Origin of the sequence: Nocardioides sp. Root190, from assembly GCF_001428565.1 — a bacterium.
GTDB lineage: Bacteria > Actinomycetota > Actinomycetes > Propionibacteriales > Nocardioidaceae > Nocardioides.
On sequence record NZ_LMIA01000008.1, the window covers coordinates 82,746 to 107,791 of the forward strand.

Sequence of the window (25,046 nt, forward strand, 5' to 3'; positions counted from 1 at the left end):
TGATCGAAGGGGGACCCGCCATGGGTGCAAAGCACGTCGCCAGGAACTGGGCTCGTCGCGCGTACGAAGGCCTGCCGGACCAGGTGCGCGAGGACCTGAGCACGAAGCGCTCGGAGTTCCGGGGCATCATGCAGATCAAGGAGAACCAGCGCATGCTGGCGCTCCGGCTCGCCGCTGTCGAGAAGCAGCTGGGCATCGCGGTCGACGACCACGTCCCCGTGCTGGATCCGCGCTTCCCCGACTCCGTCCAGTCCCGCCTGTGCACGCAGGCGGAGATGGAGCAGCCCTGGTTCGGCGCCTGGTGTGAGGCACTCGGCGTGCCCCCGACGGCGCACCGCAAGACCTGGGAGTTCGCCTACATCGCCCAGATGCTGGCCGAGACGGGCAAGCTCGAGCCGGGTCGACGCGGCCTGGGCTTCGGCGTCGGGCGCGAGCGCCTCGTGGCCGGCTTCGCCGCACGGGGTGCCGAGATCACTGCCACCGACCTCGACGGGGAGTCCCGCGAGGCGACCGGCTGGGTCCGCTCGGACCAGCACGCCTCCAACGTCGAGGGCCTGCTCTACCCCGACCTGTGCGACCCCGACGAGTTCCGTCGCCTCGTCGAGTGGCGGCCCACCGACATGCGTGCCATCCCGAGCGACCTGAAGGGCTACGACTTCTGCTGGTCCGCGTGCGCCTTCGAGCACCTCGGCTCCCTGGAGGCGGGCCTGGAGTTCGTGGAGCGCTCCGTCGACACCCTTCGTCCCGGCGGCATCGCCGTCCACACCACGGAGTTCAACGTCCACTCCGACGACGACACCCTCGAGACCGGTCCCACCGTCGTCTACCGACGCCGCGACCTGCTCGCGTTCAAGGAGCGGATGGAGGCCAAGGGGCACGAGGTGGCAGCCTTCGACTTCCACACCGGGATCGGCATCCTCGACGCGTACGTCGACGTACCCCCCTATTCGGAGGAGGAGCCGGTGCTGCGCTTCGCCGTCGGCCCCTACACCCTGACCTCGGTCGGGATCGTGGTCCGCGCAGGCGGAGCTGCCTGAGCGTCGCGGCCAGCCGGGTCGGCCGAGCGGGCCGGCCGGCTGAGGCCGGGGCGGCCAGCTCGATCCGTCAGGCCGGGAGGCGCCGCGTCGCTGCGACGCCGAAGTCCGAACGCAGCGAGGTGTTCTCCAGCATCCGCTGGAACAGCGGGCTCTGCGTGGACCAGTAGGTGAACACGTCGACGTCCTCGAAGAGCGCGCCGAGGCACTCGGCGATCGCGACCTCGTCACAGCCCTGGCGCACGACGTGGTACTCGATCAGGTCCGAGGGGTTGGTGTCGTCGTACACGCCACGCAGGCGCCGCCAGCGGCTGCCCAGGCCACGGGCCAGGTTGCCCTGGCCGACCCGCCACGCGAAGTAGGTGCCGCGGCTCGCGACGTGCGAGAGGCGCGAGCGGCGTGGGTAGTACAGCGGGTCCTGCACCGTGAAGAGGGCGCCGCCCTCGACCAGGCGTCCGGCGATGGCCTCGAGCGCGGGGAGGTACTCCGGGATGTGGTGGACCACGCTGATCAGGACGGCGAGGTCCCACGACTCCTCGCGGGAGAGGACCGAGTCACCGGTCTCGTCGAAGACGACCTCGACCCGGTCGTCGTCGGCGTAGGTCTCGCTGAGGTGGTCCGCGCTCGCGCGGCTGGCCTCGGTGACGGTCACCTGCGCGCCGGCGTCCACGAGGACCTGGGTGAAGGTGCCGTGGCCGGCGCCGATCTCCAGGACCCGGCAACCACCGGTGCGGGCGATCGCGTCCGCAACCAACTGGCGGAGGCGGTCCTCGACCTGTCCGCGAAGGCGGGCATGCCGCAGGTGCGGCGACCCCTTTTCGTAGTCGTGATTGTCGAGATGCCCTTCGTTCTGGGCGTTGATCACGTTCTCCGTGCTGTCCACGGCTGCAGTCTGGCACGCTGTGCGCGTGCGCGTGCTCGTTGAGGCCCTTGGGGCGAAATTCGGTGGAATTCGGACCTATGTCGAGCATCTCCTCGACGCCTGGCCGCTGGTGCGGCCCGAGGACGAGCTCCTCGTCCTCGCCGATCGCAGCCACGACCTGTACACCGGAGACCTGCGCACCGTGCAGCTGGACATCGGCCGACCGGGCATCCTGGCCCGCCCCCTCGCGCAGACCCGCGCCACCCGTTCGCTCGTGCGCTCCTTCGAGGCCGACGTCGTCCTGGCCACCCATCCGGTCACCAGCCTGCTCGCCACCGGGGTCCCGCTCGGTGTGGTGGTGCACGACCTGCGCCACGAGATCCTGCCCCACCAGTTCTCGAGGTCACGGCGGCTGATCCGCAAGGCGTCGTACGGCCGGACCTACCAGCTGGCCGACGGCTTCGTGAGTGTCTCCGAGCGGACCCGCAACGACCTGGTCACCCGGCATCCCCGGCTGGCCGGTCGCCCGTCCGTCGTGGCCCACCACGGTGCCGACCACGCCCTCGCCTGGCCGGGCCGGCCGCGCACCGGGCCCGCGGTCACCTTCGCCCACCACTCGAACAAGAACTCCGACCTCGTCATCGACGGCTGGGCGGCCGCTCGCCGGCTCGGTGGGGAGCTGCCCGAGCTCGTCGTGCTCGGCGGCGGTGGGCAGCGGGAGGTCCTGGAGGCGCGTGCCCGGGAGCTCGGCGTCGCCGACCTGATCAGGGTGGAGGGGTGGCTCCCCGACGAGCAGTTCCAGGAGCTGGTCGGCTCAGCGGGCCTGGTGGTGATGTCCTCGGACTTCGAGGGCTTCGGCCTGCCGGTCGTCGAGGCGATGGTCCGGGGGATCCCGGTCGTCATCGGCCCGGAGCCGGCGATGCTCGAGGTGGCCGGGGGACACGCCAGCGTCATGGACGCGTGGCAGCCCGAGGCGCTCGCGGTCGCCGTACGACGTGCGCTGGATGCCGGCCCCGACGCGCTCGACGCCGCGCAGCGTCATGCCGAGGAGTTCACCTGGCAGCGCTGCGCTGCGCAGACCGGCGCCTTCCTCGAGACGCTGGTCAGGAGTCGGCCCGGTTCCTGACCAGGCGGCTGAGCTGCTCGATGTCGGCGTCGACCATCAACGCCGCCAGGTCGGTCGCGTTGGTGCGCGCCTCCCAGCCCAGCACCTCACGCGCCTTGGACGCGTCGCCGACGAGCGCATCGACCTCGGTGGGCCGCTCGTAGGACTTGTCGTAGCGGACGTGGTCCTCCCAGTCGAGGCCGGCGTGCGCGAACGCTGCCCGGCAGAACTCGCGGACCGTCGTACCGATGCCGGTGGCCAGGACGAAGTCCTGCGGCTCGTCCTGCTGCAGCATCCGCCACATGCCCTCGACGTACTCGGGGGCGTAGCCCCAGTCCCGCACGGCGTCGAGGTTGCCGAGGTCCAGGTGGTCGGCGATGCCGAGCTTGATGGAGGCGACCCCGAGGGTGATCTTGCGCGTCACGAAGCTCTCGCCGCGACGGGGGGACTCGTGGTTGAACAGGATGCCCGAGACCGCGAACAGGTCGTAGGCCTCGCGGTAGTTGATCGTCACCCAGTGCGAGTAGAGCTTGGCGGCGCCGTAGGGCGAGCGCGGGTAGAAGGCCGTCGTCTCGCTCTGGGGTGGGGGTGTCGCGCCGAACATCTCCGAGGTGGACGCCTGGTAGAAGCGGCACTCGATGCGGGCCGCGCGGATCGCCTCCAGCAGGCGCAGGGTCCCGACGGCGTCCGTCGAGGCGGTGTACTCCGGGAGCTCGAAGGACACCTTCACGTGGCTCTGCGCGCCGAGGTTGTAGACCTCGTGAGGAGCGATGTCGCGGATCTGGTTGCTGAGGCTCACGCCGTCGGTCAGGTCGCCGTAGTGCAGGTGCAGGTCGGCGGTCCCGTGCAGGTGGTCGATCCGGCTCCGGTTGAGCGTCGACGCGCGACGGACCAGGCCGTGGACCTCGTAGCCCTTGTCCAGGAGAAGCTCGGCGAGGTAGGAGCCGTCCTGTCCCGTGATGCCCGTGATCAGTGCGCGTTTCATGGGTCGTGAGCCTAGAGGTAGCAGGGCGTCGCGATGCGAGAAGGCGACCGCGCCGGACGGGGTGGTTACGCGTGGACCCAGTTGTAGGTCGGCATCAGGACCGCCTCGGGCCAGCCGAGGACGGCCTCCTCGTGCTTGCCGACGAGGTGCTGGAGCATGTCCTTGGGGGTCTCGAAGTCGTCGGGGAACAGGGCGGGACCCAGCCGTACGACGGCTCCGTCCTCCCCGTGGCTCCAGGTGGCCAGCACGACCGGTGTGTTGCCCGGGCGTGCGGCGTGCACCGTCCCCGACGTGCACCGCACCTCCCGTCCGGCGAAGGTGACGACACTGGACCCCGGGACGTCGAGGGCCATCATCACCACCTCGCCGCGGCCCAGCCGCTCGACGATGCCGGCCGTGCCCACCCGGACGTCGACCAGGCGGGCGCCCCGCTTCATCACGCGGATGTCCTGACGCTGGCCGGGGCCGGCGTTCCAGCCCAGCGCACCCGCGCGGACGATCAGGGTGTGCCTGATCCCGGCCCGCCTGATCGCGCCGAACATCCCGGCGTAGTAGCCGTGGTGCACGAAGCTCACCACGACGCCGCGGCCGAGGTCCTGGGCCGCGCGGAGGTGCTCGATGCCCTCGACCCGCTGGTCGGTCGCGCGGCGCGGGTGCCAGCGGAGCTCGGCCTCCTTCAGCATGAACTCGGTGTAGCGGTCCCGGGCCTGCTCGATCTCCTCCGGGGTGGCGACCTTGTCCAGGAGGTGGCTCATCTGTTCGCTCGCCATCGCGTCGTACGTCCCGGCCGCCAGGGCCTGGTCGATCCGCTTGGTCAGGGCGCGGTGCGCGATCGGCCAGGGGAGACGGGGGTGCACGAGCCACTTGATGTTGTGGACGAGTGACTTCACGAAGGGCTTGGGGATCACGGCAGAGACGTCGAGGACGGTCGAGCGCGGCTCGGTCCGCGGCCAGGCCAGGGTGGGTGCGAAGGTCGCCTCGGGCCACGCCAGGATCGCCTCCTCGTGCCGGCTCACCAGGAGCTGCAGGAGCGCCTTCGGGTCCTCGTGGTCGGCCGGGAGGACGGGGGCCGAGATGCGGATGACGGAGTCCTTGCCGTCCTGGTGGGTGTCCACGACGAGGATGGGCGTGTTCGCCTCCCGGGCGGTCCACACGGCACCCGAGGAGCACGTCACGGTGTGACCGGCGAAGTCGACCGTGCTGCTGCCGGGGGCATCGGAGGCCATTGCCACGACCTCGCCGCGGGCGAGGCGTTCGGTGAGGCTGCCACCCTCCGTGCTCCCGGCGTAGATGAGGGAGCCGCCGCGACGGGCCACGAGCATGTGCTGCCGGATCGTCGGGGAGACGTTCCAGCCCAGCGCGCCGGGCCGCACCAGGACACCGATCTTCACGCCGGTCGCCCGACGGACCGCGGCGAACATGCCGCTGTAGCGGCCGTGGTGGGCGAAGTGGAGGAGCGCGCCGCGGCCCTCGGCGAGCGCCGCGAGCAGGTGCTCGCCTCCCTCGACCCGGAGGTCGGTCGACCGACGCGGGTGCCAGCGCAGCTCCTCCTCGAGCAGGGAGAACTCGATGTAGCGGCGGGCGGCTGCCTCGATCTCGTCAGCGCTCGCCACGTCGGCGAGCAGGTCGGCCATCTGTTCCTTGGCGACTGCCTGACGGTAGGGCGACTCCAGGGCGGAGCGGGTACGGCGTGCCAGCACCCGGCGGGCGATCGGCCAGGGGAGTCGGGGGCGTACCAGCCACACGATGTTGCGGACCAACGCCCGGGCGTTGGTCAGAATCTTGATCACGGCCGCCATCTTCACAGGCATTGCGCCGTCACGGGGCAAATCAGCGCGAGCAGGTCGCTCCGGGTGCTGGGCAGCGTCACTCCTGGAGGGCGAGGATCGTTAGGATCCTGAATCGCTTGATCCGAATCTCTGGGGTGACGATGCGAAAACTGGTGTGCCACCTCCTGCCGTGGCTCCCCTCCGGGCTCCGGATGGTCCTGGCCCGCCGGGTGCTCGGCTGGGACATCCATCCGACGGCGCGGCTGGGGCGGAGCCTGATCGTGGTGAAGCACGTCCGGATGGGGCCGCGCTCCTCGATCGGGCCGCGCAACATCATCCGCGGTCTGGAGGAGCTGGTCCTCGGCGAGGCCGCCTCGATCGGCGGGCGCAACACCATCGGCGGCTTCCCGGCCGGCTTCCCGATCTACCCCGACCACCCCGATCGCCGCTCCGCGCTGATCCTGCACGACTACGCCGGGATCACCGTCGGGCACGAGATCGACTGCTCCGACACCTTCGAGCTCGAGCACCACGCGGTGCTCGGCGGCTTCGGGTGCGTGGTGCTGACCCACAGCATCGACATCAAGGCCAACAACTGGCGGGTGGCGCCGGTGCGCTTCGAGCACCACGCACTCGTCCTCAACGGCTCGACGATCATGGTCGGCGTCACCCTGGCCCCGGCGGTCGTCGTGTCCGCGAACTCGGTCGTCCCGCGCGACCTCGACCAGCCCTACATGCTCTACCGCGGCAACCCGGCCGAGCCGTGGCGCCAGCTCGACGAGTCCTACCTGATGATGTCGCGCCCCGGCGACTGGGGCATCGGCGCGCCCCCCGCGGTCACCGACTGATCCACGCCGGTTCAGAGGTGGTCGACGGACTCCTCGACGCCACTGGTCAACCGGCGCAGGTCGACCTCGACCATCCGGGCGATCAGGTCGGCGAAGGACGTCGTGGCCCGCCACCCGATCAACGTCGCGGCCGGCTCCGGGTCGGCGAGCAGCAACGGCGAGTCCGACGGGCGAAGGAGGGCGGGATCCCGCTCGATCCGTGACCACGGGTCCGCGACGCCGGCCGCGTCGAAGGCGGTCTCGACCAGCTCGGCCAGGCTGTGGCTGCGTCCCGTTCCGAGGGGTACGTCGACAGGTCGGTCGTGCCGGAGCAGCCGGATGAACGCGTCGACGTACTCCCCGGCGAAGCCCCAGTCCCGGTGGACGTCGAGATTGCCGAGGGTGAGCGTCTCGCGGCGTCCGAGGGCGATCTCCGCGGCGCCACGGGTGATCTTGCGGGTCACGAACCGCAGGGGGCGGATCGGGCTCTCGTGGCCGTGCAGCCGGGCACACACGGCGTGCATGCCGTCCTCCCGGGCAGCGTGGACGGCGGCCTCGGCCCGGGCCTTGGACTGCGCGTAGGGGCTGTCCCCGGCGGCGCCGCCGACCTCGGCCGAGGAGGCCTGGAAGAAGCGGACGGGCGTGCCCTGCCGGGTCAGCTCCGTCGCAGCGTCGAGCAGGCGGTGCACGGCTCCGGCGTTGACCGCCTCGGTCCGTTCGGGATCCTGCCAGCTCTGAGCGACCGAGCTCTGGGCGGCGAGGTTGTAGATCTCCCGGGGGCGTCGGGCGAGCACGATCTCCCGGGTGCCGTCGGCGTCGGCGAGGTCGTGCTCGACGATCTCCACCCCGGAGAGGTGGACGAGGACGCGTCGATCGCGGCTGCGACCGGGGGAGACCGTCCCCACCACGCGACACCCCTCGGCGAGCAGCTGCCGGGCGAGGTAGATGCCGTCCTGTCCGGCGGCACCGGTGACCAGGACCGTCGGTCCGTTCGGTGTCATGGCGCGGTCGAGGTCATCGTCGCGATCGCCGCGTCAGTCCGCGAGCAGCGCGTCGAGTGCGTCGCTGACCGCGGTGGCGCCGAGCTCGATGTCCTGCATCAGCTCGTTGTCGCCAGTGCGAACGGGCGTGGGGGCGACCAGGTAGCGGTACCGCGAGTCGGTGATGTTGGAGGTCATCGCCCAGTAGCAGTGCACCGTGTAACCGGGGGCGAACAGCTCGAGGAGCCGCACGCCGTCGCGGCAGAAGGCCAGGTTGGTCAGGGCTGCGCCGTGCGGCGCCACGATCACCCGGGCCGCAGCGAAGTGGTCGATCTGCTCCTGGACCGAGAGCGATCCGGGATCGACGCGGGCGAAGCCGCGCTTCTCGAGCATTCCCCACACCGCCTCCTCCTCGACCATGCGGCGGGTGTTCGGCGTGGTGCCCCGGGTGACGTAGATCTTCTCGGGCAGTCCGGTGGTGGTCACCGGAGGGAGGTGCTTGCGCAGCCACCGCTGGGACTCCGGCGGGGCGTCCATCACCGCGTTGGGCAGGGAGGGGACGAGCAGTCGCTTGGCCTGCAGGTGCAGACCGGGAGCCGGGGTGATGACGCGCTCGGGCTCGACGCCCAGCATCGACAGCAGCTGCTTCTGGTAGCCCGTGTGCCGGTCGAGCACCCACGCGTCGGGCGCGACCTCGCCGAAGGCCTCGCGCAGCAGTCCGATGCGGGGGAGCTCGTCGGTCACGAAGTGGTAGAAGTTGTGGCCGGTGCCGCGCGCCGAGAGAACGGCGACGGTGCCGTCGACGACCTCGGGCCGCGAGGGCCAGGGGTTCCAGAACACCGGGTGCTCGCGCCAGGACTCGATGCCGAAGTAGTGGCTGGTCTCGTGGTCGAGGATGCCGTCGGCCGTGACGACCGCGCCGTGCCGGCTGATCAGCCGACCTCCGACGAGCTCCAGGACGTAGGTCTCGGGAATGACCGCCCGGCGGCGCTCGGACAGGAACCTCAGACCGGCCGGGGCGCCCGCCGCCAGCGGCCGGTCCAGCGTGAGTGCCGGTCGCACCGGGTGGATCGTCGCGGTCGACGGATCAGCGGCCACCGTCTCGCGCGACGTCGTACGTCCGGTGCGGACACCGTCGCGCAGGCGCGCGGTCGTGGGTCGCGTGAGCGCGCCGATCGCGAGCGCGCCGGTGCGGTGGCCGCGCTTGACCAACGGCCACAACGGCTGGAGCTGGCTGGGGAGTCGACTCATCGCGGACTCCTCTGCCGTGGTCCGGTCATGCCCGTCGCAGCCAGACCATCCCGAGGCCCGGCTCGGAGCCGTCCTCCTGGTGGTAGACCTCGAAGCCCAGCGGCGAGAGGAAGGCCATCAGCTCGTCGAGGTCGTGACCGGCGACGGGGTGGTACTCCAGTGCGACGGTCCGCACGTCCGACCAGGAGTCCGGCGAGCTCGCCAGGACGACGTCGTACTCCGCGCCCTCGACGTCCATCTTCACGATCTGCACCTCACGACCGGTCGCCCGGACCCGGGCCACCGCCTCGTCGAAGGCGACCGCGGGCACGACGACCTCGCGGCCACCGGGCGCCGTGATGCCGTTGAGCACGCTGGCGTTGCCGTTGTCGATGAGGGAGAACTCCCCGGCCTCGCCCGCGAGTGCGGCAGCGTGGACGGTGACGCGGTCGCTGAGACCGTTGTCGTCGACGTTGCGCTGGGCGTACGACGCACTGGTCGGCGATGCCTCGTAGACGTGCACGGCGGCGCGGGGGAGGGCCCCGGCTGCAGCGAGTGCGAAACAGCCCACCTGGCCACCGATGTCGAGCACGGCGGCGTCGCCGTCGATCCCGGTCGTGAGCTCAGCCATGCCGTAGGCGTCGTCGGCGAAGATCTCGTAGATCGGGTAGCGGGCACCATCGGCGTTGGGGATGGTGACCTGGACCCCGTTGCGCAGGCGCAGGGTCATCTCGTCGCGGGCGAAGCGGGTCCGCTGCGTCCCGAGGTCCCAGAAGACCGTCGGGAAGTTGCGGAACAGGCCCGGCGTCTGCCGGATTCGCTTGGAGAGGTGGGAGGTGCTGCGGAGGGCAGGCACGTCGATCCCTTCGGTCAGGACTTGCGCCAGTAGGCGCCGTTGCCGTCGATGTCGATGATCTCTTCGGTGATGCCGTGCTGCTTGCGGTAGTCGTGCACCGCGCGGCCGGCCTGGTCGGGAAGGGTGCCGTAGTCGTCGATGATGCAGAACCCGCCGGAGGAGAGCTTCGGGTACAGCGCGTCGAGGGCCTGGATGGTCGACTCGTAGAGGTCGCCGTCGAGGCGGATCAGAGCGTACTGCTCGGCCGGAGCGGTCGGCAGGGTGTCCTTGAACCAGCCGACGAGGAACTTCACCTGGTCGTCGAGCAGGTTGTAGCGCTCGAAGTTGTGGCGGACCGCGGCCTCGCCGACGGAGAGGCCGGTCTGCAGGTAGAAGGTGTCGCCCTGGTCGGCCGGGAAGTCCTTGACGTTGGGGGCAGGCAGTCCCTGGAAGGAGTCAGCAAGCCACACGGTGCGCTTGGTGTCGCCCCAGGCCCGCAGGTTGGCGCGCATGAAGATGCACGCGCCGCCGCGCCACACGCCGGTCTCGATGAAGTCGCCGGGGACGTCGTCCTCGATGATCGCCGCGATCGAGTCCTGGATGTTCTGCATCCGCTTGAGACCGATCATCGACTCCGAGCGGGACGGCCAGTCGCTGCCGGTCTCGCGCAGGGCCGGGTCGTAGGGCTTCTTGTAGGAGATCTCGAAGCCGTACTTCTGGGCCAGGCTGCCGACCGCGTTGGCGGCCTGCTTCTTGCGGGACGGTGATCCCTGGGTCCGGACACCCCCGAGGATGGAGTCGTTGTCCTCCATCAGCGCACCGGTCAGGGTGCGCTTCATCAGGTCCAGGTAGAGCTCTCGCAGGTCTGCGTCGATCGTCGTCACCGGGCGAAGATAGCAGTCGTTCCCCACTGTTTTTGCAGAGTCCGGAAGACACTGCGTAACAGTGCCGTTTCTGCCCCGGGTTCACCCGCCCGGAGGCCCGGGTCTCAGGCCCGGCGACGTCCGCTCTTGCCCGAGGAGGACTTGCCGGAGCCGCGGCCGGAGGGGCCCGACTCCTCGTAGTAGTAGTAGTAGTACGAGCCGATGGCGCGCTTGGCGACCATGTTGACCACGACGCCGTACAGGCGGGCGCCGACCTGGTTGAGGCGGTTGATCGCCTCGTTGACCTGGTCCTTGGTGGTCTTGCCGTGGCGGGCCACGATGATCACGCCGTCGGCCAGCTTCGCCAGCACCGACGCGTCGGCGACGGGCAGCAGCGGCGGGGCGTCGATGATGACCATGTCGTACGACGAGCGCAGCCGCCGGATGAGGTCCTGAGTGATCTTCGACTGCAGGATCTCGGTCGGGTTCGGCGGCTTCGCGCCGCTGGCGAGGACGTGCAGGCCGCTCGCCTCGTGGACCTGGATCGCGTCGTGGATCTCGGTCTTGCCCACCAGCGCGGTGGTCAGGCCGATCGCCGGGTCGAGGCCGAGTGTCGTCGCGACCCGGGGCCGACGGAGGTCGGCGTCGATGATCAGAGTGTTGCGGCCGGTCTGGGCCAGCGCGACCGCGAGGTTGGTCGAGGTCATCGTCTTGCCCTCGCCCGGGACGGCGCTGGTGATGACCAGGCAGCGCGGCTGGTGGTCGAGGTCGATGAACTGGAGGTTGGTCCGCAGCAACCGGAACGCCTCGGTGCGGGCGGCGAACCCTCCGAGGTCGGTCAGCAGTGGCGCCGAGCGGATGTCGTTGTCGAAGCCGATGCTCGCGAGCACCGGGGAGTCGGTGAGCTCGGCCACGTGGTCCGCGGTGCGGATCGTGCGGTCGAGGAGCTCGCGCGCCACGGCCAGGCCGATGCCGAGGACGAGGCCGATCAGCGCGGCGACGATCATGTTCAGCAGCACGGTCGGGCTGACCTGGTCGGGCTCGTAGGACGCCTCGTCGGTGATCTGCGCGTTGATCTGGGACTCGGACTGGCCACCGGCGGTCTCGAGGCCGGGGACGAACTTCGTGAACTCCTCGGTCACGACGTCGCCGATCTTCTGCGCGTCCCGGGCGTTCTCGTCCTTGACCTTGATCTCGATCAGCGAGGTCAGCTCGACGACCTCGGCATCGATGCGGTCGGCCAGCTTCTCCGGGGTCATGTCGAGGTTGAGCTGCTCGATCACCCGCTCGCTCAGCGCCGTGCTCTTGGCGAGCTTGGCGTAGGAGGCGGCCCGGTTGGAGGCGAACAGCGAGGCGGCGTAGGCATCGGTGGTGTTGCGGACGTCGATGCTCAGGAAGACCTGGGACTTCGACTCGTACATGGGCGTCCGGGTGAAGGTGATGCCCGCGGCGACGCCGAGTGCGAGCGCGATGAGGAGCAGGACGCTCACCCAACGACGCCGCAGAACGACGAGAAACTGCTTGAAGTCCAAGACCCAACCCTTGCTGTCGGTACCGTGTGCCACGGACAAGTGAGGTGATCCTAGTCAACAGCACGAAGTATGCGGTGGTCAGGGCGTGTCGCCGGATCGCTCGGGGCACAGATGCCTGAGGCCACGCCGGAGGTGGAGACCCCGGCGCGGCGCCGCCGTCGTTCCACCCCGCGCCGCCGGCTGGTTCGCAGGATCAAGCGACTGTGGCGCGAACGGCCCCGGCTGGTGGTGCTCGGCGGCATCGGTTGCCTGGCGCTCCTGTGGGTCGTCTGGTCGGCCTTCGTGCTGTGGTCGACCACCCGCGACCTCTCCGACCTGCGCGAGCAGGCCGCAGTGATGCGCGCCGCGCTGATCCGTGCGGACGCCGACGGCGCCCGCGACGCGATGGCGAACTACCAGGAGGCCGCGGAGTCGGCCGAGTCGCGGACCTCCGGCCTCACCTGGTCGGTGCTCGAGGCGGTGCCGATCCTCGGTGACGACGCCGAGGGGGTCGCCGCCGTGTCCGCGGTGCTCGCCGACATCGGCCGCGACGGGCTGCCGCCGATCATCGACGCCGCCGACATGGTCACGGCTGAGTCCTTCCAGCCGGTCGACGGGGCCTTCCCGGTTGACCGGATCGAGGCCATGGTCGAGCCCGCGCGCCAGAGCGAGAGGGCCTTCGAGGCCGCCGCGACGGCCCTGGAGGACGTCGACTCGAGCAGCTTCGTCGGTCCGGTCCACCGTCAGTACGACCAGCTCAGCAAGCTGGTCACCGAGTCCCGCTCGACGCTCTCCTCGACGTACCGTGCGGCCCGGATCATCCCCCGGATGATGGGCACCGACCGTCCCCGCTACTTCCTGATGGTGCTGCAGAACAATGCCGAGCTGCGCAGCGGTGGCGGGCTCCCGGGAGCCCTGTCCCTGGTCCGGATGAAGGACGGCAAGATCGACATCGTCGAGCAGACCGACATGTCCGACATCGCCAAGAACACCGACCCCGTGGTCACCCTGACGGACGAGGAGAACCGGATCTTCGGGCGGATCCTCGGACTCGCAGCCGTCGACGCCACCCTGACCCCGGACTTCGAGCGCTCGGCCGAGATCATCCGTGCGCGCTGGGAGCGGGCCATCGGCGGCCGGCTGGACGGGATGTTCTTCATCGATCCGGTCGCGGTGTCCTATCTGATGCGGGGGACCGGCCCGGTCGACGTGCCCGGCTACGTGCCGGTCAACACCGGCACCGTGGTGCAGGCCGTGGAGAACGAGATCTACCGTCTCACCGACGACCGTGAGATCCACAGCGACTACCAGCAAGCCGTCGCCAAGGCTGTCTTCAACGCCTTCTCCGGCGGCCGTGGTGACACGGCCGAGTCGATCCGCGGCCTGGTCGCCGGGGTGGCCGAGGGCCGGATCCGGATGCACAGCTTCGAGCCCGAGAACCAGGAGGAGATCGCCGGCACCCAGATCGCGGGCGAGTTCTCGGACGAGGCGAGCAACGACCCGCAGGTCGGCATCTACATCAACGACGGCGGGCCGACCAAGATGCAGTACTACCTGCGGTACTCGGCCAAGGTCTTCGCGCGCTCGTGCCTGGAGGACCGCCAGGAGCTGGCGGGGTCCATCGAGTTCCACAGCGACACCCCGCGTGACGCGAGATCGCTGCCGCCCGCCATCACCGGCAAGGGCTATCCGGGTCTCCGCGTCGAGCCGGGGGACCAGTTGCTCGTCGTCTACGTCACCTCGCCGGTCGCCGGCGAGATCGTCGAGCTCTCCATCGACGGCCAGCGCGTCGCGCGCCCGGTCATCGAGGCGCTGGCGGGTCGACAGCTCGCGCGGGTGGGCATCGAGCTGGAGCCCCAGGCACGGCACCGGATCGAGTTCGTGATGCGCAGCGGACCCGGGCAGGAGGGCGACACCAAGCTCTCGGTGACGCCGGGAGCCTTCGCGGGCAGCCCCAACGCCACGATCGGGACCGCCTGCCGGATCAGGTGACCCGGCGGGGTTGTCCGTTTCTTCACCTGCCGGTCGCCGGGTGGCCGCCGATCGGCGGTGGTCACGTCGATCGGTGTCGTGAGGGTTGTTGTTCGTGCCCGCCACTTCCACGGCGGCACTGGCTGCAGGCGTGCTCGGAGCGACCTCGCTCGGTGATCGTCTGGTCGGTGTCGTCCAGTCACCCGGTTTCGTCCCTGCCGCCTTTGCCCTGGCGTTCGTCGCCGGCGCGGCGCACGCGGTCGGACCCGGCCATGGGAAGTCGCTGGCCGCGGCGTACCTGGTGGGATCCGACGGATCGGTCCGCGATGCCGCCTGGCTGGGGTTGTCGGTGGCGGCGATGCACACCGTGTCGGTCCTGGTGGTCGCCGTCGCGTGGACGTTCTTCTCCCTCTCCGACCTGGTCCGTCTGGAGAGCCTGACCAGCGGGCTGCAGCTCGTCGGCGGACTGATGGTCGTCGCGATCGGCGTGTGGCTCTTCCGACGCCACCTCACCGGCCGTGACGGGCATGGCCATGGTCACGGGCACGGGCACGGTCATGGCCACGGCCATGGCCATGGCCACGGTCACCGGCCGAGTCGCCCCGGGCTGGTCCTGCTGGGGATGTCGGGCGGGCTCACCCCCTCGCCTGCGGCCTTCCTCGTGCTCGTCACGGGGCTGTTCACCGGGCGGTCCGGTTTCGCGCTGCTGCTCGTGATGACCTTCGGTGTCGGCCTGGCCGCGGTGCTCTTCGCGGTGGGACTGCTGGCCCTTGCCGGGCGCGGTCTGGTCGTGCGCGCCGCGGAGTCACGAGCGCTGCTCTCCGTCGCGACCCGCGTGGCGCCGGTACTGGCCGCGACCAGCATCACCGTGATCGGGTGCGTGCTCACCTCGATGGCCGTCGGCCAGCTGGTGGGGCCGGCATGATCGCGGCCCATCCGTTCGGCGACCCCCAGACGGTCGAGGTCGCCACGGACCCCACGGGCCCCGCCCTCGTCCACCTGACCTGGAAGGTCGGTGCGGCCGACGACCTCACGCTGCTCGGCATCCACCTCGGGGTGTTGCCCGAGGACCGGGTGATGCTCGACGGCGCCATCTCGTACGACGCCGGGGACGCCGCCCTCGTCGCGGGCTCGACCGCGCTGGCGGACTACGCGCTCGACCACCTGCAGGTCGAGGTCACTGGGGACCAGTGCCGGGGCACGGTCGCGGAGGTCGGGGACCTGGTCGCCGAGGGCGCCGAGCTGGTGTTCACGTGTCCTGCTCCGGTCGCCTCCGCGGCGATCGAGGTGACGACGCTGACAGACCTCCACCCGGCGTACCGGACCCTGGCGACCGGCCCCGGCGGCCAGCACGCCGTCTACTCCGCCGACGACCCGGCCCACGACTGGGCCCTGCCCGTCACCGGACCGCCCGGCTCAGCTGCCTCCGCGGCCCCCAGCACCTCGGGCAGCGCCGCCACCGGGGACTCCCTCGGCGCGGGCGAGAGCGCCGCCCTCCAGATCGGCGGCGTCCTGGCCGCCGTCCTCCTTCTCGTCGTCGCGGGTGTGTTCCTGGCCCGTCGTCGACGCCGAACGACCCCACCTCCCCCCACCACCACCACCGAAGGAGAACGTCGTGCCCGCACGACCGACCCGGCGCAGGCTCCGTAGCCTCGCCTTCTCGGCGCTCGGCCTCACCGTGGCCGCGAGCGGCCTGATGGCCGCGCCCGCCCAGGCAACTCTTCCCGACGTACCGCTGACGATCGGGCCCGTGGCTGCCGCACCCGCGGCCAGCGCTCCTGCCGCGGACGTCCTCGACGTCGACTTCGCCGGCGGCCAGCCCGTCGACGCGGCGCAGTCGCTCGCGCCGACCACCTACGGTGCGCCGGCCTACGGCACCGATGCCGACCAGGGGCCGACGATGAGCGTCGACGGTGTCGACGACGCCGTCGCGTTCCCGTTCGAGGACCAGTGGAGCAAGCTCACCTCCGGGCTCAGCGTCGAGTGCGTCTTCCGCATCGACACCGCGATGCCGGTCGTGGGGGAGAAGGACCTGTGCTCCGACAAGGAGGCCGGTGGCATCTCGGTCTACGTCAACGGCGCCAACCTCGGCTTCATGGCGCACATCGGTGGTGGCTACAAGAGCGCCCTGACCCCGATCGACGGCAACCGGTGGTACCACGTCGTGGCCACCTGGGACGGCAGCCAGGTGCGGCTCTACGTCAACGGCGCCCTGGCCCAGACCACCGCAGCCTCGGGCGCCCTCCAGCTCCCGGCCGCCACGTCGCGGCGCTTCGTCGTCGGTGCTGACGCCAGCCCGACGGGAGTGGGCCAGATGGCCCCGCCGACGACGTTCGCGCACTCATCCGTCTTCAGCCGCGCGGTCACCGGCGAGGAGGCCCAGGCGCTCGCAGCGAGGTGGGACACCTCTCTTCCGGTGCCCGCGGCAGACGTCCTCGACGTGGACTTCGCCGACGGCACCCCGGTCGACCACGTCCGGGGCCTCGACGTGAAGACCTTCGGCAGCCCGACGATCGCGCGCGACAACGCGCTCGACCGCGATGTCGTGACCTTCGACGGCAATGACGCCTACGGGTACCCGCTCACGCCGCACTGGGGCCAGATCTCCAGCGCGGTGACCATCGAGTGCACCTTCCGCTACCTCGGTCAGATCCCGCCGAGTGCCGAGGCGGATGTCTGCTCCGGCAAGGAGGGCGGTGGTTACTCGATCTACATCAACGAGGACAAGTTCGGCCTCATGGCGCACATCGGCGGCGGTTACAAGACCGCCCGCTCGGAGATCGTCGCCAACCGGTGGTACCACGTCGTCGGCACCTGGGACGGCACGAACATCAAGCTCTACGTCAACGGTGAGCTCACCGCGACGACGCCCGCGACCGGCGCCCTGACCCTGCCGTCGTCCACCGCTCGCGCCTGGACGCTCGGAGCCGACTCCTCGCCCAACGCGGGAGCGCAGTTCTACACCGCGGCCAAGCTGGCGAACGCCCGCCTCTACAGCCGTGCGCTCACGGCGGACGAGGTGCGCGCCCTCGACATCAACGCCCTCGGCGAGCACCCGGACGCCGGGGTGTCGTTGACCTCGTCGGTCCCCGCACCCGGCGCCCACCTCTCCGAGCCGGTCGAGCTCGAGGTCGTCGTCGCCAACGAGGACAACGCCACCGGCTGGACCTACCGGCTCGACGGCGAACCCGTCGCGCCCGGCCAGCTCGTCGGCCCCGGACTCGCCGCCGGTGACCACCTGGTGACCGCGACCGCCACGGACGTGTTCGGCAAGGAGATCTCCTTCGAGATCGCCTTCACCTCGGACGCGATCCCGACCGGCGGGGGAACCGACCAGGGCGAGGGCAAGGGCGTCGTCCAGCTCTCCGCCATCGCCACCAGCCCCGACGGCAGCGACGTGACCACCACCTTCCGCGAGGCCACGGCGAACATCGCCGACGGAGGCGTGCAGGGTGTGGTGACGGCTCCGCCCACCTCCCTCGAGTTCGAGTACGCCGACGGGGAGACCCTCGAGGGGCCCCAGACCCCGGACGACGAGGCGTCCACGCGGAGCCCGTCCAGCGGCGACCTCCCGTTCCAGCGCTTCGACGTCGAGGTCGGCGCCGCCGTCCAGGGCCAGCAGGTCGTCTGGAAGGGAACCGTCGACCCCGAGCGGTCGGTCAGCCTGCGGGCATGGAGCACTGCGACGTCGCAGTGGGTCGAGCTCGCCACGGCACGCGGTGTCCGTGAGGGCGCGACCGTGCTGAACGGGACCGTCCGCACCCCGATGGTCGACGACGGCACCGTGCACCTGCTGGTGCTGGGCACCGACCCGTTCGCCGACGACCTCGCGCCGCGCGATGCGTCGGCGGCCGCGGACAAGGACCGCTTCGAGGACCCGGCCGACTACGACTTCGCGCTCGCCCACTTCACCGACACGCAGTACCTCGCGGAGGGCGCTGCCGGCGGCACCTACGACGACTGGGACGGCGTTGCCGAGCCGAGCGACGTGATGGCCGAGGAGGAGCGCGCGATCTGGGCGGCGGCGTACAACGCCAGCACCCGCTGGATCGCCGAGCAGGCGGGCCCGCGCAAGATCGCCTACGCAGGTCACACCGGCGACATCATCGAGAACGACTACTACAACCCGCTCGCGACCAACGGGGTCGGCGGCCTTCTCTACCCGGGCCTGGACGCCCAGGTGACCCGGGAGTTCGAGTTCACCTCGAACGCCCAGGCCACGCTCGACGACGCGGGCATCGTGAACCAGGTGATCGCGGGCAATCACGACAACCAGCTCGGTCAGGAGACCGGTCCGACGTCACGGTTCAACCAGTACTACGGCCCCGAGCGGTACTACGACGCCGCGGCGTCGTGGCCGGCCGGTGCGTCGTACCACGCCTGGGACGAGACGAGCGACGCCCAAGGTGCGACGACCACCCGCGGTCAGGACAACCAGAACAACTACGTCCTGTTCTCCGCAGGGGGGCTCGACTTCATCGCGGTCGGACTGTCGTACGGCGTCACCCAGGCCGAGGCGGACTGGGCGAGCGAGGTCTTCGAACGCCACCCCGACCGCAACGGCATCCTGCTGACCCACGCCTACATCGCGCCGTCGAGTGCGGCGGACGGTCGTGGCGCGACGTTCTCCGGCGACGGCTCGAAGCTCTACGACGAGGTGGTCGAGGCCAACCCCAACGTGTTCCTGGTCCTCGCGGGCCACGAGCACGGTGTGGGGACCAACCTCAAGACCGGTGTCGGCGCGACCGTGCACCACAACGTCGTCGAGCTGCTCGCCGACTACCAGTTCTACAAGGTCCCGGCCTCCGAGCTGTGGCCCGACAAGGTGGACGGCGCCGGCAACATCGACCTGAACGGTGACGGGGTCGTGGACCACAAGGGCACCGACCTGCTCCAGTTCGGCGCCAGCTGGCTGCGTCTCCTGCAGTTCGACGTCGAGCGGTCCGAGGTCAGCATCGACACCTACTCGCCGCACTTCGACGACTTCGGTGCGACCGAGTACGACGACCGCAAGCGCTACAACGGCGCCGAGGACAACCTGGTGCTGCCGGTCGACCTGACCACCCGCACCACGTCGTTCGCGACCGACGGGCTGACCGTCGTCACGCCGACCACCACGGTGATCGGCGAGGAGACCGCACGCTCCGGGTGGCCCGCGACGGTCGAGTGGGCAGGTCTCGCCGAGGGCGAGGTCTACGCGTGGACTGCGGAGAGCCGCACCACGGGTGGCGAGCGGATCGGCGCGGTGCGCCAGTTCGGCACGGTGTTCCGGACGAGTGCCGCAGGGACCGACCGCACGGCGCCGACGATCGACTTCCCCGCCAGTACCCGGATCACGGTGGGGGAGGGCTTCGACCCACTGGCCGGCGTGACGGCGACGGACAACACCGATGGTGACGTCAGCGCGCGGATCGAGGTGATCGGCCAGGTCGACGTCGAGGTGCCGGGCAGCTACGCCCTCACCTACGTCGTCGCCGACACCAACGGCAACCAGGTCGTGTCGCCCCGGGTGGTCACCGTCGTCGAGCCCGTCGACAGCCGGGCCACCACCACGGTCCAGGTCGCGAGCACGACGGCGCAGTTCGGGTCGACGCTCAAGCTCCGCGCCGGGGTCACGCCGGCGGCCGCGGGGGGCAAGGTCCGTTTCCTCAGCGGTGAGGAGGTCCTGTGCGAGGCGAGCGTGGCCAGGGGCAGCGCCACCTGTTCGGTGCGGACCCTGCCGCCGCCGGGCTCCTACGTCGTCACGGCGTCGTACGACGGCGACGCTGGGCACCAGCCGTCGCAGAAGACGTTCGTGCTGACCGTGCGGCCCAAGGCCAAGACCGACCCGAGGCTGAAGGCGTGGGCCGCGTCCACGACCGTGCCGGCTCGCCGGGCAGCGGTCCTGCGCGCGACGCTGTCGACCAGGGCGAGGGGCACGGTGGTCTTCACCAGTGGGGGTCGCACCCTGTGCGTGGCCCCCATCCGGTCGGGTCGCGCGACCTGTTCGACCACGAGGACGCTGCGCGCCGGGACCCACAAGGTCCGGGCGACCTACGCCGGGGACGCCGCCTTCACGGCCGACACGGCAGCCTTCACCTTCCGCAAGCGCCGTCGCTGACGACGCCCTGACACGTCGACCGGCGGGACCGTGGTGGTCCCGCCGGTCGGCGTGTCTCATTATTCGGGCAGGCGTCTCAATGAATGAGATCTCGATTTCGGGGATCCGATGGAGGCCACCTACTCTGGTCACATGTCGACGACTCTGCTGCTGACCAAGCGGCGCGCGGTGGACAACTGCCGCGTCAGCTCGGCGCTGTGTCGACCCTGCTGACGGGTTCTTGATCAACCGGCCTTCTGCCGATCTCCCGTCGCCTCCCAGGCGCTCCTGCGCCAGGCGCAGTCCTGTGCGTGCGTGTGCCGTCATCAGCACCGTCGTTCCTGCCGCAACGCAACCACCATCGAAGGAATCATCATGAGCCGCGAGAACTCGCTCGTCTCCGCCCAGTGGGCCGAGGACAACCTGGACACCCCGAACGTCGTCCTCATCGAGGTCGACGAGGACACCACGGCCTACGACAAGGGCCACATCAAGGGCGCCATCAAGCTCGACTGGACCACGGACCTGCAGGACCCGGTTCGTCGCGACTTCGTCAACAAGGCGCAGTTCGAGGCGCTCCTGTCCGAGCGCGGCGTGAGCAACGACGACAAGGTCGTGCTCTACGGCGGCAACAACAACTGGTTCGCCGCCTACGCCTTCTGGTACTTCAAGCTCTACGGCCACCAGGACGTCACCCTGCTCGACGGCGGCCGCAAGAAGTGGGAGCTCGACAGCCGTGAGCTGACCGACGAGCTGCCGACCCGCGCCGCGACCACCTACGTGGCCCAGGAGCAGGACACCGCCATCCGAGCGTTCCGCGACGAGGTCGTTGCCGCGATCGGCACCCAGAACCTGGTCGACGTCCGCAGCCCCGACGAGTACGCCGGTCGCCTCCTCGCCCCGGCCCACCTCCCGCAGGAACAGGCCCAGCGCGCCGGCCACGTCCCGACCTCGGTCAACGTGCCCTGGAGCAAGAACGCCAACGACGACGGCACCTTCAAGTCCGACGCCGACCTGGAGGCGCTGTACGCCGAGGTCGGCTTCGACGAGACCAAGGACACCATCGCCCTGTGCCGCATCGGTGAGCGCTCCTCGCTCACCTGGTTCGTGCTCCAGGAGCTCCTCGGCAAGAAGAACGTCAAGAACTACGACGGCTCCTGGACCGAGTACGGCTCCCTCGTGGGCGTTCCGGTGGCCCTCGGCGACGAGCCCGGTGACGCCTGATGTGCGGCGCCACCGTCGGCGGTCTCTCCCTCGAAGGAGTCAACGTCGCCAAGGAAGCCGTCATCCAGGGCCAGGTCGTGCGTGGCTCCGGCGACGACGCGACGCCGGTCTCCGGTGCGTACGTCCGTCTGCTCGACAAGGGCGGCGAGTTCACCGCTGAGGTGCCCACCTCGGCCACCGGTCACTTCCGGTTCTTCGCCGGTGACGGCCAGTGGACCCTGCGCACCCTCGCACCCAAGGCCGACCCGGTCGACCGCGCCGTCCAGGCGCAGACCGGCTCGGTCGCCGAGGTCCTGATCTCGATCTGACCTTTCACGGTGGGGGCGAAAGCCTCGAACGCGAGTGGCGGCTTCCGGAATCCGGGAGCCGCCGCTTGCGTTGGACTGCAGGACGGACGAGAGGACGAGTCATGACGGGTCTGGTGATCCTGGGTGTTGCGCTGGTGGCGGCGCTCGCCTTCGGTCTGTACCGCCAGCGCGTCGACGGCCGTTTCTCCCCGACGATGCGAGAGGTGGACCTCGCGCCGACCCCGACCGCCGAGGATCCTGCCGACCGCGCTGCTGACCTGGCGGTCTGGGACGCCATCGCCTCAGCCGTCCCCGGTGCCGCACTCGGCGAGCGGGCGACCTTCGTGCAGTTCTCCAGTGCGTTCTGCGCGCCGTGCCGCACCACCCGCGTGCTGCTCGACGACGTGGCGACCCGGACCGACGGGGTCGCCCACGTCGAGATCGACGCCGAGGAACACCTCTCGCTGGTGCGCGAGCTCGACATCCGTCGTACGCCGACCACGCTGATCCTCGACGGCATCGGCAACGAGCTCACCCGCGCCGCCGGCGCTCCCCGCCGCGAGCAGGTCCTCGCGGCGCTCCCCTCCAGCTCCCAGGAGACGACATGACCGACACCGCAGTGAACCGACCCGCCGTGACCGGGATCGACCCGCGGGGCCCGCGCTTCACCGCGTCGGTGACCCTGGCGATCTTCGTCCTCGCGCTCCTCCTGTCCGGTCCCTCCCCGGAGGCAGCCGCCGTGCTCACCGGCGTGCAGGCCCTGTTCTTCGCCGTGGGAGCCGGCCTCGGAGTCCAGTGGACGCCCACCGGTCTGTTGTTCCGCTCGGTGATCCGTCCGCGGCTCACGCCGCCCGCCGACCTCGAGGACCCGACGCCGCCGCGCTTCGCCCAGGCGGTCGGCCTCGTCTTCGCCGTGGTCGCCACGATCGGCTTCGCGACCGGCGCGGTCGTGCTCGGCCAGGTCTTCGCCGGCTTCGCCGTCGTCGCGGCCTTCCTCAATGCGGTCTTCGCGTTCTGCCTGGGCTGCGAGATGTACCTGCTCGGCCTGCGGCTCACCCGACGCACCGCCTGAGCCGAGGGCGGCTCGGCGCTACGGCGTCTCGAGCAGCACGGTGAACGGGCCGTCGTTGACCGAGGCGACCGCCATGTCGGCGCCGAACACGCCACGCTCGACGTGGGTGCCCGCCTGCGCGAGGGCATCGCACACGGCGTCGTACAACGGTTCGCTCACGGGTCCCGGTGCGGCCGCGCTCCACGTCGGGCGGCGCCCCTTCTGGGCCTCGCCGTAGAGCGTGAACTGCGAGACGACCAGGGCGGGCCCGTCGATCTCGGCGAGCGAGCGTTCGCCGTCGAGGATGCGCAGGTCCCGGATCTTTCGGGCCATCCACGCCACCTCGGTGGGTCCGTCGTCGTGGGTGACGCCGAGATAGACCAGCAGGCCCGGTGCGGCGATGGCGCCGACGACGGCGCCGTCCACGACGACCGAGGCCGAGCTCACCCGCTGCAGGACGGCGCGCATGCGATCAGCCGGCCGCGGTGGCGCCGTCCGTCGCGGGACCGGCGCCGGCCGAGGCGAGGGAGCCCGGCTTGCTGGCGTAGGCCTCGAGCACGATGCGGGGCGCCCAGCCGCGGTCGATGAAGCGGTCGACGGTGCCGCCGACGGCGCGGGCGGCTCCGGCCGGCACGCCCATCGACTGGAGGTAGGTGCCCGACTTCAGGGAGTACCGCACCACCGGGATGACCTCGACGTCGACGAAGCCGGCGGCGCTCAGGGCGGCGGTGATGCTCTCCGCGGTGTGCAGCTGCCAGTGGTGCGGCGCGATCCGGCGGTCGATCCACCGCGACATCCGGCCCCGGGTGGCAGCCGTCATGGCCATCGCGGCGGTGTCGATGCGGGTCCGCCGCGGCGTCTGGAGGAACAGCGTGCCACCGGGCTTGAGCAGGTCGAACGAGCTCTTGATCATCCCGGCGGTGTCCTCGACGTGCGCCAGGACGCACCACATGGTGACGGCGTCGTGCTGCGGCACGGAGAGCACGGACAGGTCGCCGAGGTCGACGGTCACACCGTTGGCGGCCGCGAGGTGGACGTTGGCCTCGATCAGGTCGTTGCCGCGGACCTCGTAGCCACGGTCGCTGGCCACGGTGAGGAACTGGGCGTCGCCGGTGCCGATGTCGTACAGGTGGCGACCGGCCGAACCCTTGAGCCGCGCGCCGAGACGGTCGAGGACCTCCGCCTGCGCCTTGACGGCGCCGGTGTCGCGCTTGCTGGCGACCCAGGCAGCGCGTTGCTCGACACTGATGTCGTCGAGGCTCACGGTGTCGGGGAGGACGAGGTCGGCACGATCCGACCAACCGACCAGTCCGCAGGAGCGGCACTTGAAGTTACGTCGCCCGCTCTTGCGCGAGGGTCGGTAGTTCTTCAGTTGCTGCGAACCGCAGGCAGGGCATGCAAGGACAGACATCGACAGCGATTCCTCCGGCCGCCACGGCATAGGAAGGGGGTGCGTGGCAGCGTGAGGACACCCTATTCTGCGGCGGCCACGATGGTGGAGTTTCTGATCCAGATGCCGGGCGTCAGTAGACGAGCGCCTGGACCCCGTCGGCGACGACTTCCTCGACGAACGCGGGTGCGCCGGCGATCCGTACGCCGGGAAGCAGGTCCTCGGTGGTCAGTGAGCGTCGTGCCGCGCACTGGGCGCAGACCGTGACGCTGCCGGCGGCGAGCACGGTGTCCAGCAGGTCCGTCAACGGCGTGGCGAGCGGGAGGTCGAGCGCCTCTGCCCGCCCGGGAACAGCCAGCCAGGCAGCCTCACCGGTCAGCCAGAGCGACACCTGGACCCCCGACGCAGCCGCCGTGGCGGCCACCGTGAAGCCCTGGTTGCACCGTTCGGGCTCGTCGAGCCCGCAGGTGATCTTCACGACCAGCGCACGCGACATGTGCCGCAGCCTACGCACCGAACTAGGATGATCGGTCGTGGCCTTCGAACTCCCCGACAACCTGCACCCCAACTGTGGTCCGATCGCCTGGATGCTCGGCACGTGGCGCGGCAACGGGCACGGTGACTACCCGACGATCGAGCCCTTCCAGTTCGGGCAGGAGCTGATCTTCACCCACGACGGGCGTCCGTTCTTCCACTACATGGCACGGGCCTGGATCATCGACGACGAGGGCGAGAAGGTGCGCGACGCCGCCATCGAGACCGGTTTCATCCGGGCGGTCGGCGACGGCAGGTTCGAGATCCTGCTGACCCACAACACCGGGATCGCCGAGATCTGGCACGGCGAGGCGGCCAGCGGGAAGTTCGAGTGGACGACCGACGCCGTCGCCCGCACCGAGACCGCCAAGGAGTACGCCGCCGGCAAGCGCCTCTACGGCAACGTCGAGGGCGACCTCCTCTACGCCTTCGACATGGCGGCGACCGGCCAGGCCCTGCAACCGCACCTGTGGGCGAGGCTCAAGCGTGCCTGACCGTGCCCCTGCCGG

24 protein-coding genes are annotated in these 25,046 nt (G+C 70.5%); 13 read left to right on the plus strand and 11 right to left on the minus strand.

Features of this window, described 5'->3' with window-relative positions:
* Positions 1-20 precede the first annotated feature (20 nt).
* A complete protein-coding gene (locus ASE01_RS06825) occupies positions 21-1,037 on the plus strand; it encodes a class I SAM-dependent methyltransferase (RefSeq protein ID WP_056749445.1) in 1,017 nt (338 codons plus the stop codon).
* Between the two features lie 67 nt (positions 1,038-1,104).
* Here ASE01_RS06825 and ASE01_RS06830 read toward each other — a convergent pair whose 3' ends face one another.
* On the minus strand, positions 1,105-1,917 hold the full coding sequence (locus ASE01_RS06830; RefSeq protein ID WP_200958773.1) for a class I SAM-dependent methyltransferase: 813 nt from the start codon (positions 1,915-1,917) through the stop codon (positions 1,105-1,107).
* Positions 1,918-1,942: 25 nt separating this feature from the next.
* On the opposite strand from ASE01_RS06830, the gene ASE01_RS06835 reads away from it, so the two are divergent.
* On the plus strand, positions 1,943-3,022 hold the full coding sequence (locus ASE01_RS06835; protein WP_162260276.1) for a glycosyltransferase family 4 protein: 1,080 nt from the start codon (positions 1,943-1,945) through the stop codon (positions 3,020-3,022).
* Here ASE01_RS06835 and gmd read toward each other — a convergent pair.
* Positions 3,000-3,986: a GDP-mannose 4,6-dehydratase gene (gene gmd, locus ASE01_RS06840; RefSeq protein WP_056749447.1), complete on the minus strand. Its 987-nt coding sequence runs from the start codon at positions 3,984-3,986 to the stop codon at positions 3,000-3,002. The genes ASE01_RS06835 and gmd overlap by 23 nt on opposite strands.
* A gap of 65 nt (positions 3,987-4,051) precedes the next feature.
* The gene (locus ASE01_RS06845; RefSeq protein WP_157537144.1) at positions 4,052-5,776 is read right to left on the minus strand and encodes a hypothetical protein; all 1,725 of its coding nucleotides are present in this window, start codon (positions 5,774-5,776) and stop codon (positions 4,052-4,054) included.
* Positions 5,777-5,916: 140 nt separating this feature from the next.
* Here ASE01_RS06845 and ASE01_RS06850 point away from each other — a divergent pair, with 140 nt between their 5' ends.
* Positions 5,917-6,603, plus strand: coding sequence for a hypothetical protein (locus ASE01_RS06850; RefSeq protein WP_162260277.1), 687 nt, complete (start codon positions 5,917-5,919; stop codon positions 6,601-6,603).
* 11 nt (positions 6,604-6,614) lie between these two features.
* On the opposite strand, the gene ASE01_RS06855 is transcribed toward ASE01_RS06850, so the two are convergent.
* The 5 genes from ASE01_RS06855 to ASE01_RS06875 form a co-directional block, all read right to left on the minus strand.
* Positions 6,615-7,583, minus strand: coding sequence for a GDP-mannose 4,6-dehydratase (locus ASE01_RS06855; RefSeq protein WP_056749450.1), 969 nt, complete (start codon positions 7,581-7,583; stop codon positions 6,615-6,617).
* Between the two features lie 33 nt (positions 7,584-7,616).
* Positions 7,617-8,813: a glycosyltransferase family 61 protein gene (locus ASE01_RS06860; RefSeq protein WP_056749451.1), complete on the minus strand. Its 1,197-nt coding sequence runs from the start codon at positions 8,811-8,813 to the stop codon at positions 7,617-7,619.
* Between the two features lie 25 nt (positions 8,814-8,838).
* Complete coding sequence (locus ASE01_RS06865) at positions 8,839-9,648, minus strand: FkbM family methyltransferase (protein ID WP_056749452.1); 810 nt, start codon at positions 9,646-9,648, stop codon at positions 8,839-8,841.
* Between the two features lie 14 nt (positions 9,649-9,662).
* Positions 9,663-10,511, minus strand: coding sequence for a TylF/MycF/NovP-related O-methyltransferase (locus ASE01_RS06870; RefSeq protein WP_056749453.1), 849 nt, complete (start codon positions 10,509-10,511; stop codon positions 9,663-9,665).
* A gap of 104 nt (positions 10,512-10,615) precedes the next feature.
* Positions 10,616-12,022, minus strand: a complete 1,407-nt coding sequence (locus ASE01_RS06875) for a polysaccharide biosynthesis tyrosine autokinase (protein WP_162260278.1) — start codon at positions 12,020-12,022, stop codon at positions 10,616-10,618.
* A gap of 111 nt (positions 12,023-12,133) precedes the next feature.
* Between ASE01_RS06875 and ASE01_RS06880 the strand changes: the two genes are divergently transcribed.
* The 9 genes from ASE01_RS06880 (at position 12,134) to ASE01_RS06915 (ending at position 22,634) form a co-directional block, all read left to right on the plus strand.
* Positions 12,134-13,993: a DUF4012 domain-containing protein gene (locus ASE01_RS06880; protein WP_157537146.1), complete on the plus strand. Its 1,860-nt coding sequence runs from the start codon at positions 12,134-12,136 to the stop codon at positions 13,991-13,993.
* Positions 13,994-14,087: 94 nt separating this feature from the next.
* Complete coding sequence (locus tag ASE01_RS06885) at positions 14,088-14,897, plus strand: cobalt transporter (RefSeq protein WP_056749456.1); 810 nt, start codon at positions 14,088-14,090, stop codon at positions 14,895-14,897.
* Positions 14,894-15,622, plus strand: coding sequence for a hypothetical protein (locus ASE01_RS06890; RefSeq protein ID WP_056749457.1), 729 nt, complete (start codon positions 14,894-14,896; stop codon positions 15,620-15,622). The genes ASE01_RS06885 and ASE01_RS06890 overlap by 4 nt, the downstream gene beginning before the upstream one ends.
* Positions 15,588-20,072 (plus strand): LamG-like jellyroll fold domain-containing protein, encoded by a 4,485-nt coding sequence (locus ASE01_RS06895; RefSeq protein WP_056749458.1) that lies wholly within the window; start codon positions 15,588-15,590, stop codon positions 20,070-20,072. Before ASE01_RS06890 ends, ASE01_RS06895 begins: the two co-directional genes overlap by 35 nt.
* Positions 20,073-20,204: 132 nt before the next feature.
* A complete protein-coding gene (locus tag ASE01_RS25560; RefSeq protein WP_372449664.1) occupies positions 20,205-20,285 on the plus strand; it encodes a putative leader peptide in 81 nt (26 codons plus the stop codon).
* Positions 20,286-20,426: 141 nt separating this feature from the next.
* Positions 20,427-21,275, plus strand: coding sequence for a sulfurtransferase (locus ASE01_RS06900; protein WP_056749459.1), 849 nt, complete (start codon positions 20,427-20,429; stop codon positions 21,273-21,275).
* Entirely contained in the window at positions 21,275-21,583 is a 309-nt protein-coding gene (locus ASE01_RS06905; protein WP_056749460.1) for a DUF1416 domain-containing protein, read from the plus strand. The genes ASE01_RS06900 and ASE01_RS06905 overlap by 1 nt, the downstream gene beginning before the upstream one ends.
* A 101-nt stretch (positions 21,584-21,684) precedes the next feature.
* Positions 21,685-22,170 carry a thioredoxin family protein gene (locus ASE01_RS06910; protein WP_056749461.1) on the plus strand — a complete coding sequence of 162 codons (486 nt, stop codon included), beginning with the start codon at positions 21,685-21,687 and terminating at the stop codon, positions 22,168-22,170.
* On the plus strand, positions 22,167-22,634 hold the full coding sequence (locus ASE01_RS06915; RefSeq protein WP_056749462.1) for a DUF4395 domain-containing protein: 468 nt from the start codon (positions 22,167-22,169) through the stop codon (positions 22,632-22,634). Before ASE01_RS06910 ends, ASE01_RS06915 begins: the two co-directional genes overlap by 4 nt.
* A gap of 18 nt (positions 22,635-22,652) precedes the next feature.
* On the opposite strand, the gene dtd is transcribed toward ASE01_RS06915, so the two are convergent.
* The 3 genes from dtd to ASE01_RS06930 form a co-directional block, all read right to left on the minus strand.
* On the minus strand, positions 22,653-23,081 hold the full coding sequence (gene dtd, locus ASE01_RS06920; protein ID WP_056749463.1) for a D-aminoacyl-tRNA deacylase: 429 nt from the start codon (positions 23,079-23,081) through the stop codon (positions 22,653-22,655).
* 4 nt (positions 23,082-23,085) lie between these two features.
* Positions 23,086-24,024: a class I SAM-dependent methyltransferase gene (locus tag ASE01_RS06925; RefSeq protein ID WP_056749464.1), complete on the minus strand. Its 939-nt coding sequence runs from the start codon at positions 24,022-24,024 to the stop codon at positions 23,086-23,088.
* A 112-nt stretch (positions 24,025-24,136) separates the two neighbouring features.
* The gene (locus ASE01_RS06930) at positions 24,137-24,499 is read right to left on the minus strand and encodes a DsrE family protein (protein WP_056749465.1); all 363 of its coding nucleotides are present in this window, start codon (positions 24,497-24,499) and stop codon (positions 24,137-24,139) included.
* Positions 24,500-24,536: 37 nt separating this feature from the next.
* Between ASE01_RS06930 and ASE01_RS06935 the strand changes: the two genes are divergently transcribed.
* Entirely contained in the window at positions 24,537-25,031 is a 495-nt protein-coding gene (locus ASE01_RS06935; protein ID WP_056749466.1) for an FABP family protein, read from the plus strand.
* Positions 25,032-25,046 lie beyond the last annotated feature (15 nt).

What these genes read in the sequence shown, in the direction of transcription:
- ASE01_RS06930 (WP_056749465.1), bottom strand. Translation starts at nt 24,499, where the DNA reads ATGTCGCGTGCGCTGGTCGTGAAGATCACCTGCGGGCTCGACGAGCCC.
- dtd (WP_056749463.1), bottom strand. Translation starts at nt 23,081, where the DNA reads ATGCGCGCCGTCCTGCAGCGGGTGAGCTCGGCCTCGGTCGTCGTGGAC.
- ASE01_RS25560 (WP_372449664.1), top strand. Translation starts at nt 20,205, where the DNA reads ATGTCGACGACTCTGCTGCTGACCAAGCGGCGCGCGGTGGACAACTGC.
- ASE01_RS06905 (WP_056749460.1), top strand. Translation starts at nt 21,275, where the DNA reads ATGTGCGGCGCCACCGTCGGCGGTCTCTCCCTCGAAGGAGTCAACGTC.
- ASE01_RS06890 (WP_056749457.1), top strand. Translation starts at nt 14,894, where the DNA reads ATGATCGCGGCCCATCCGTTCGGCGACCCCCAGACGGTCGAGGTCGCC.
- ASE01_RS06900 (WP_056749459.1), top strand. Translation starts at nt 20,427, where the DNA reads ATGAGCCGCGAGAACTCGCTCGTCTCCGCCCAGTGGGCCGAGGACAAC.
- gmd (WP_056749447.1), bottom strand. Translation starts at nt 3,986, where the DNA reads ATGAAACGCGCACTGATCACGGGCATCACGGGACAGGACGGCTCCTAC.
- ASE01_RS06825 (WP_056749445.1), top strand. Translation starts at nt 21, where the DNA reads ATGGGTGCAAAGCACGTCGCCAGGAACTGGGCTCGTCGCGCGTACGAA.
- ASE01_RS06915 (WP_056749462.1), top strand. Translation starts at nt 22,167, where the DNA reads ATGACCGACACCGCAGTGAACCGACCCGCCGTGACCGGGATCGACCCG.
- ASE01_RS06855 (WP_056749450.1), bottom strand. Translation starts at nt 7,583, where the DNA reads ATGACACCGAACGGACCGACGGTCCTGGTCACCGGTGCCGCCGGACAG.
- ASE01_RS06880 (WP_157537146.1), top strand. Translation starts at nt 12,134, where the DNA reads ATGCCTGAGGCCACGCCGGAGGTGGAGACCCCGGCGCGGCGCCGCCGT.
- ASE01_RS06925 (WP_056749464.1), bottom strand. Translation starts at nt 24,024, where the DNA reads ATGTCTGTCCTTGCATGCCCTGCCTGCGGTTCGCAGCAACTGAAGAAC.
- ASE01_RS06910 (WP_056749461.1), top strand. Translation starts at nt 21,685, where the DNA reads ATGACGGGTCTGGTGATCCTGGGTGTTGCGCTGGTGGCGGCGCTCGCC.
- ASE01_RS06850 (WP_162260277.1), top strand. Translation starts at nt 5,917, where the DNA reads ATGCGAAAACTGGTGTGCCACCTCCTGCCGTGGCTCCCCTCCGGGCTC.
- ASE01_RS06860 (WP_056749451.1), bottom strand. Translation starts at nt 8,813, where the DNA reads ATGAGTCGACTCCCCAGCCAGCTCCAGCCGTTGTGGCCGTTGGTCAAG.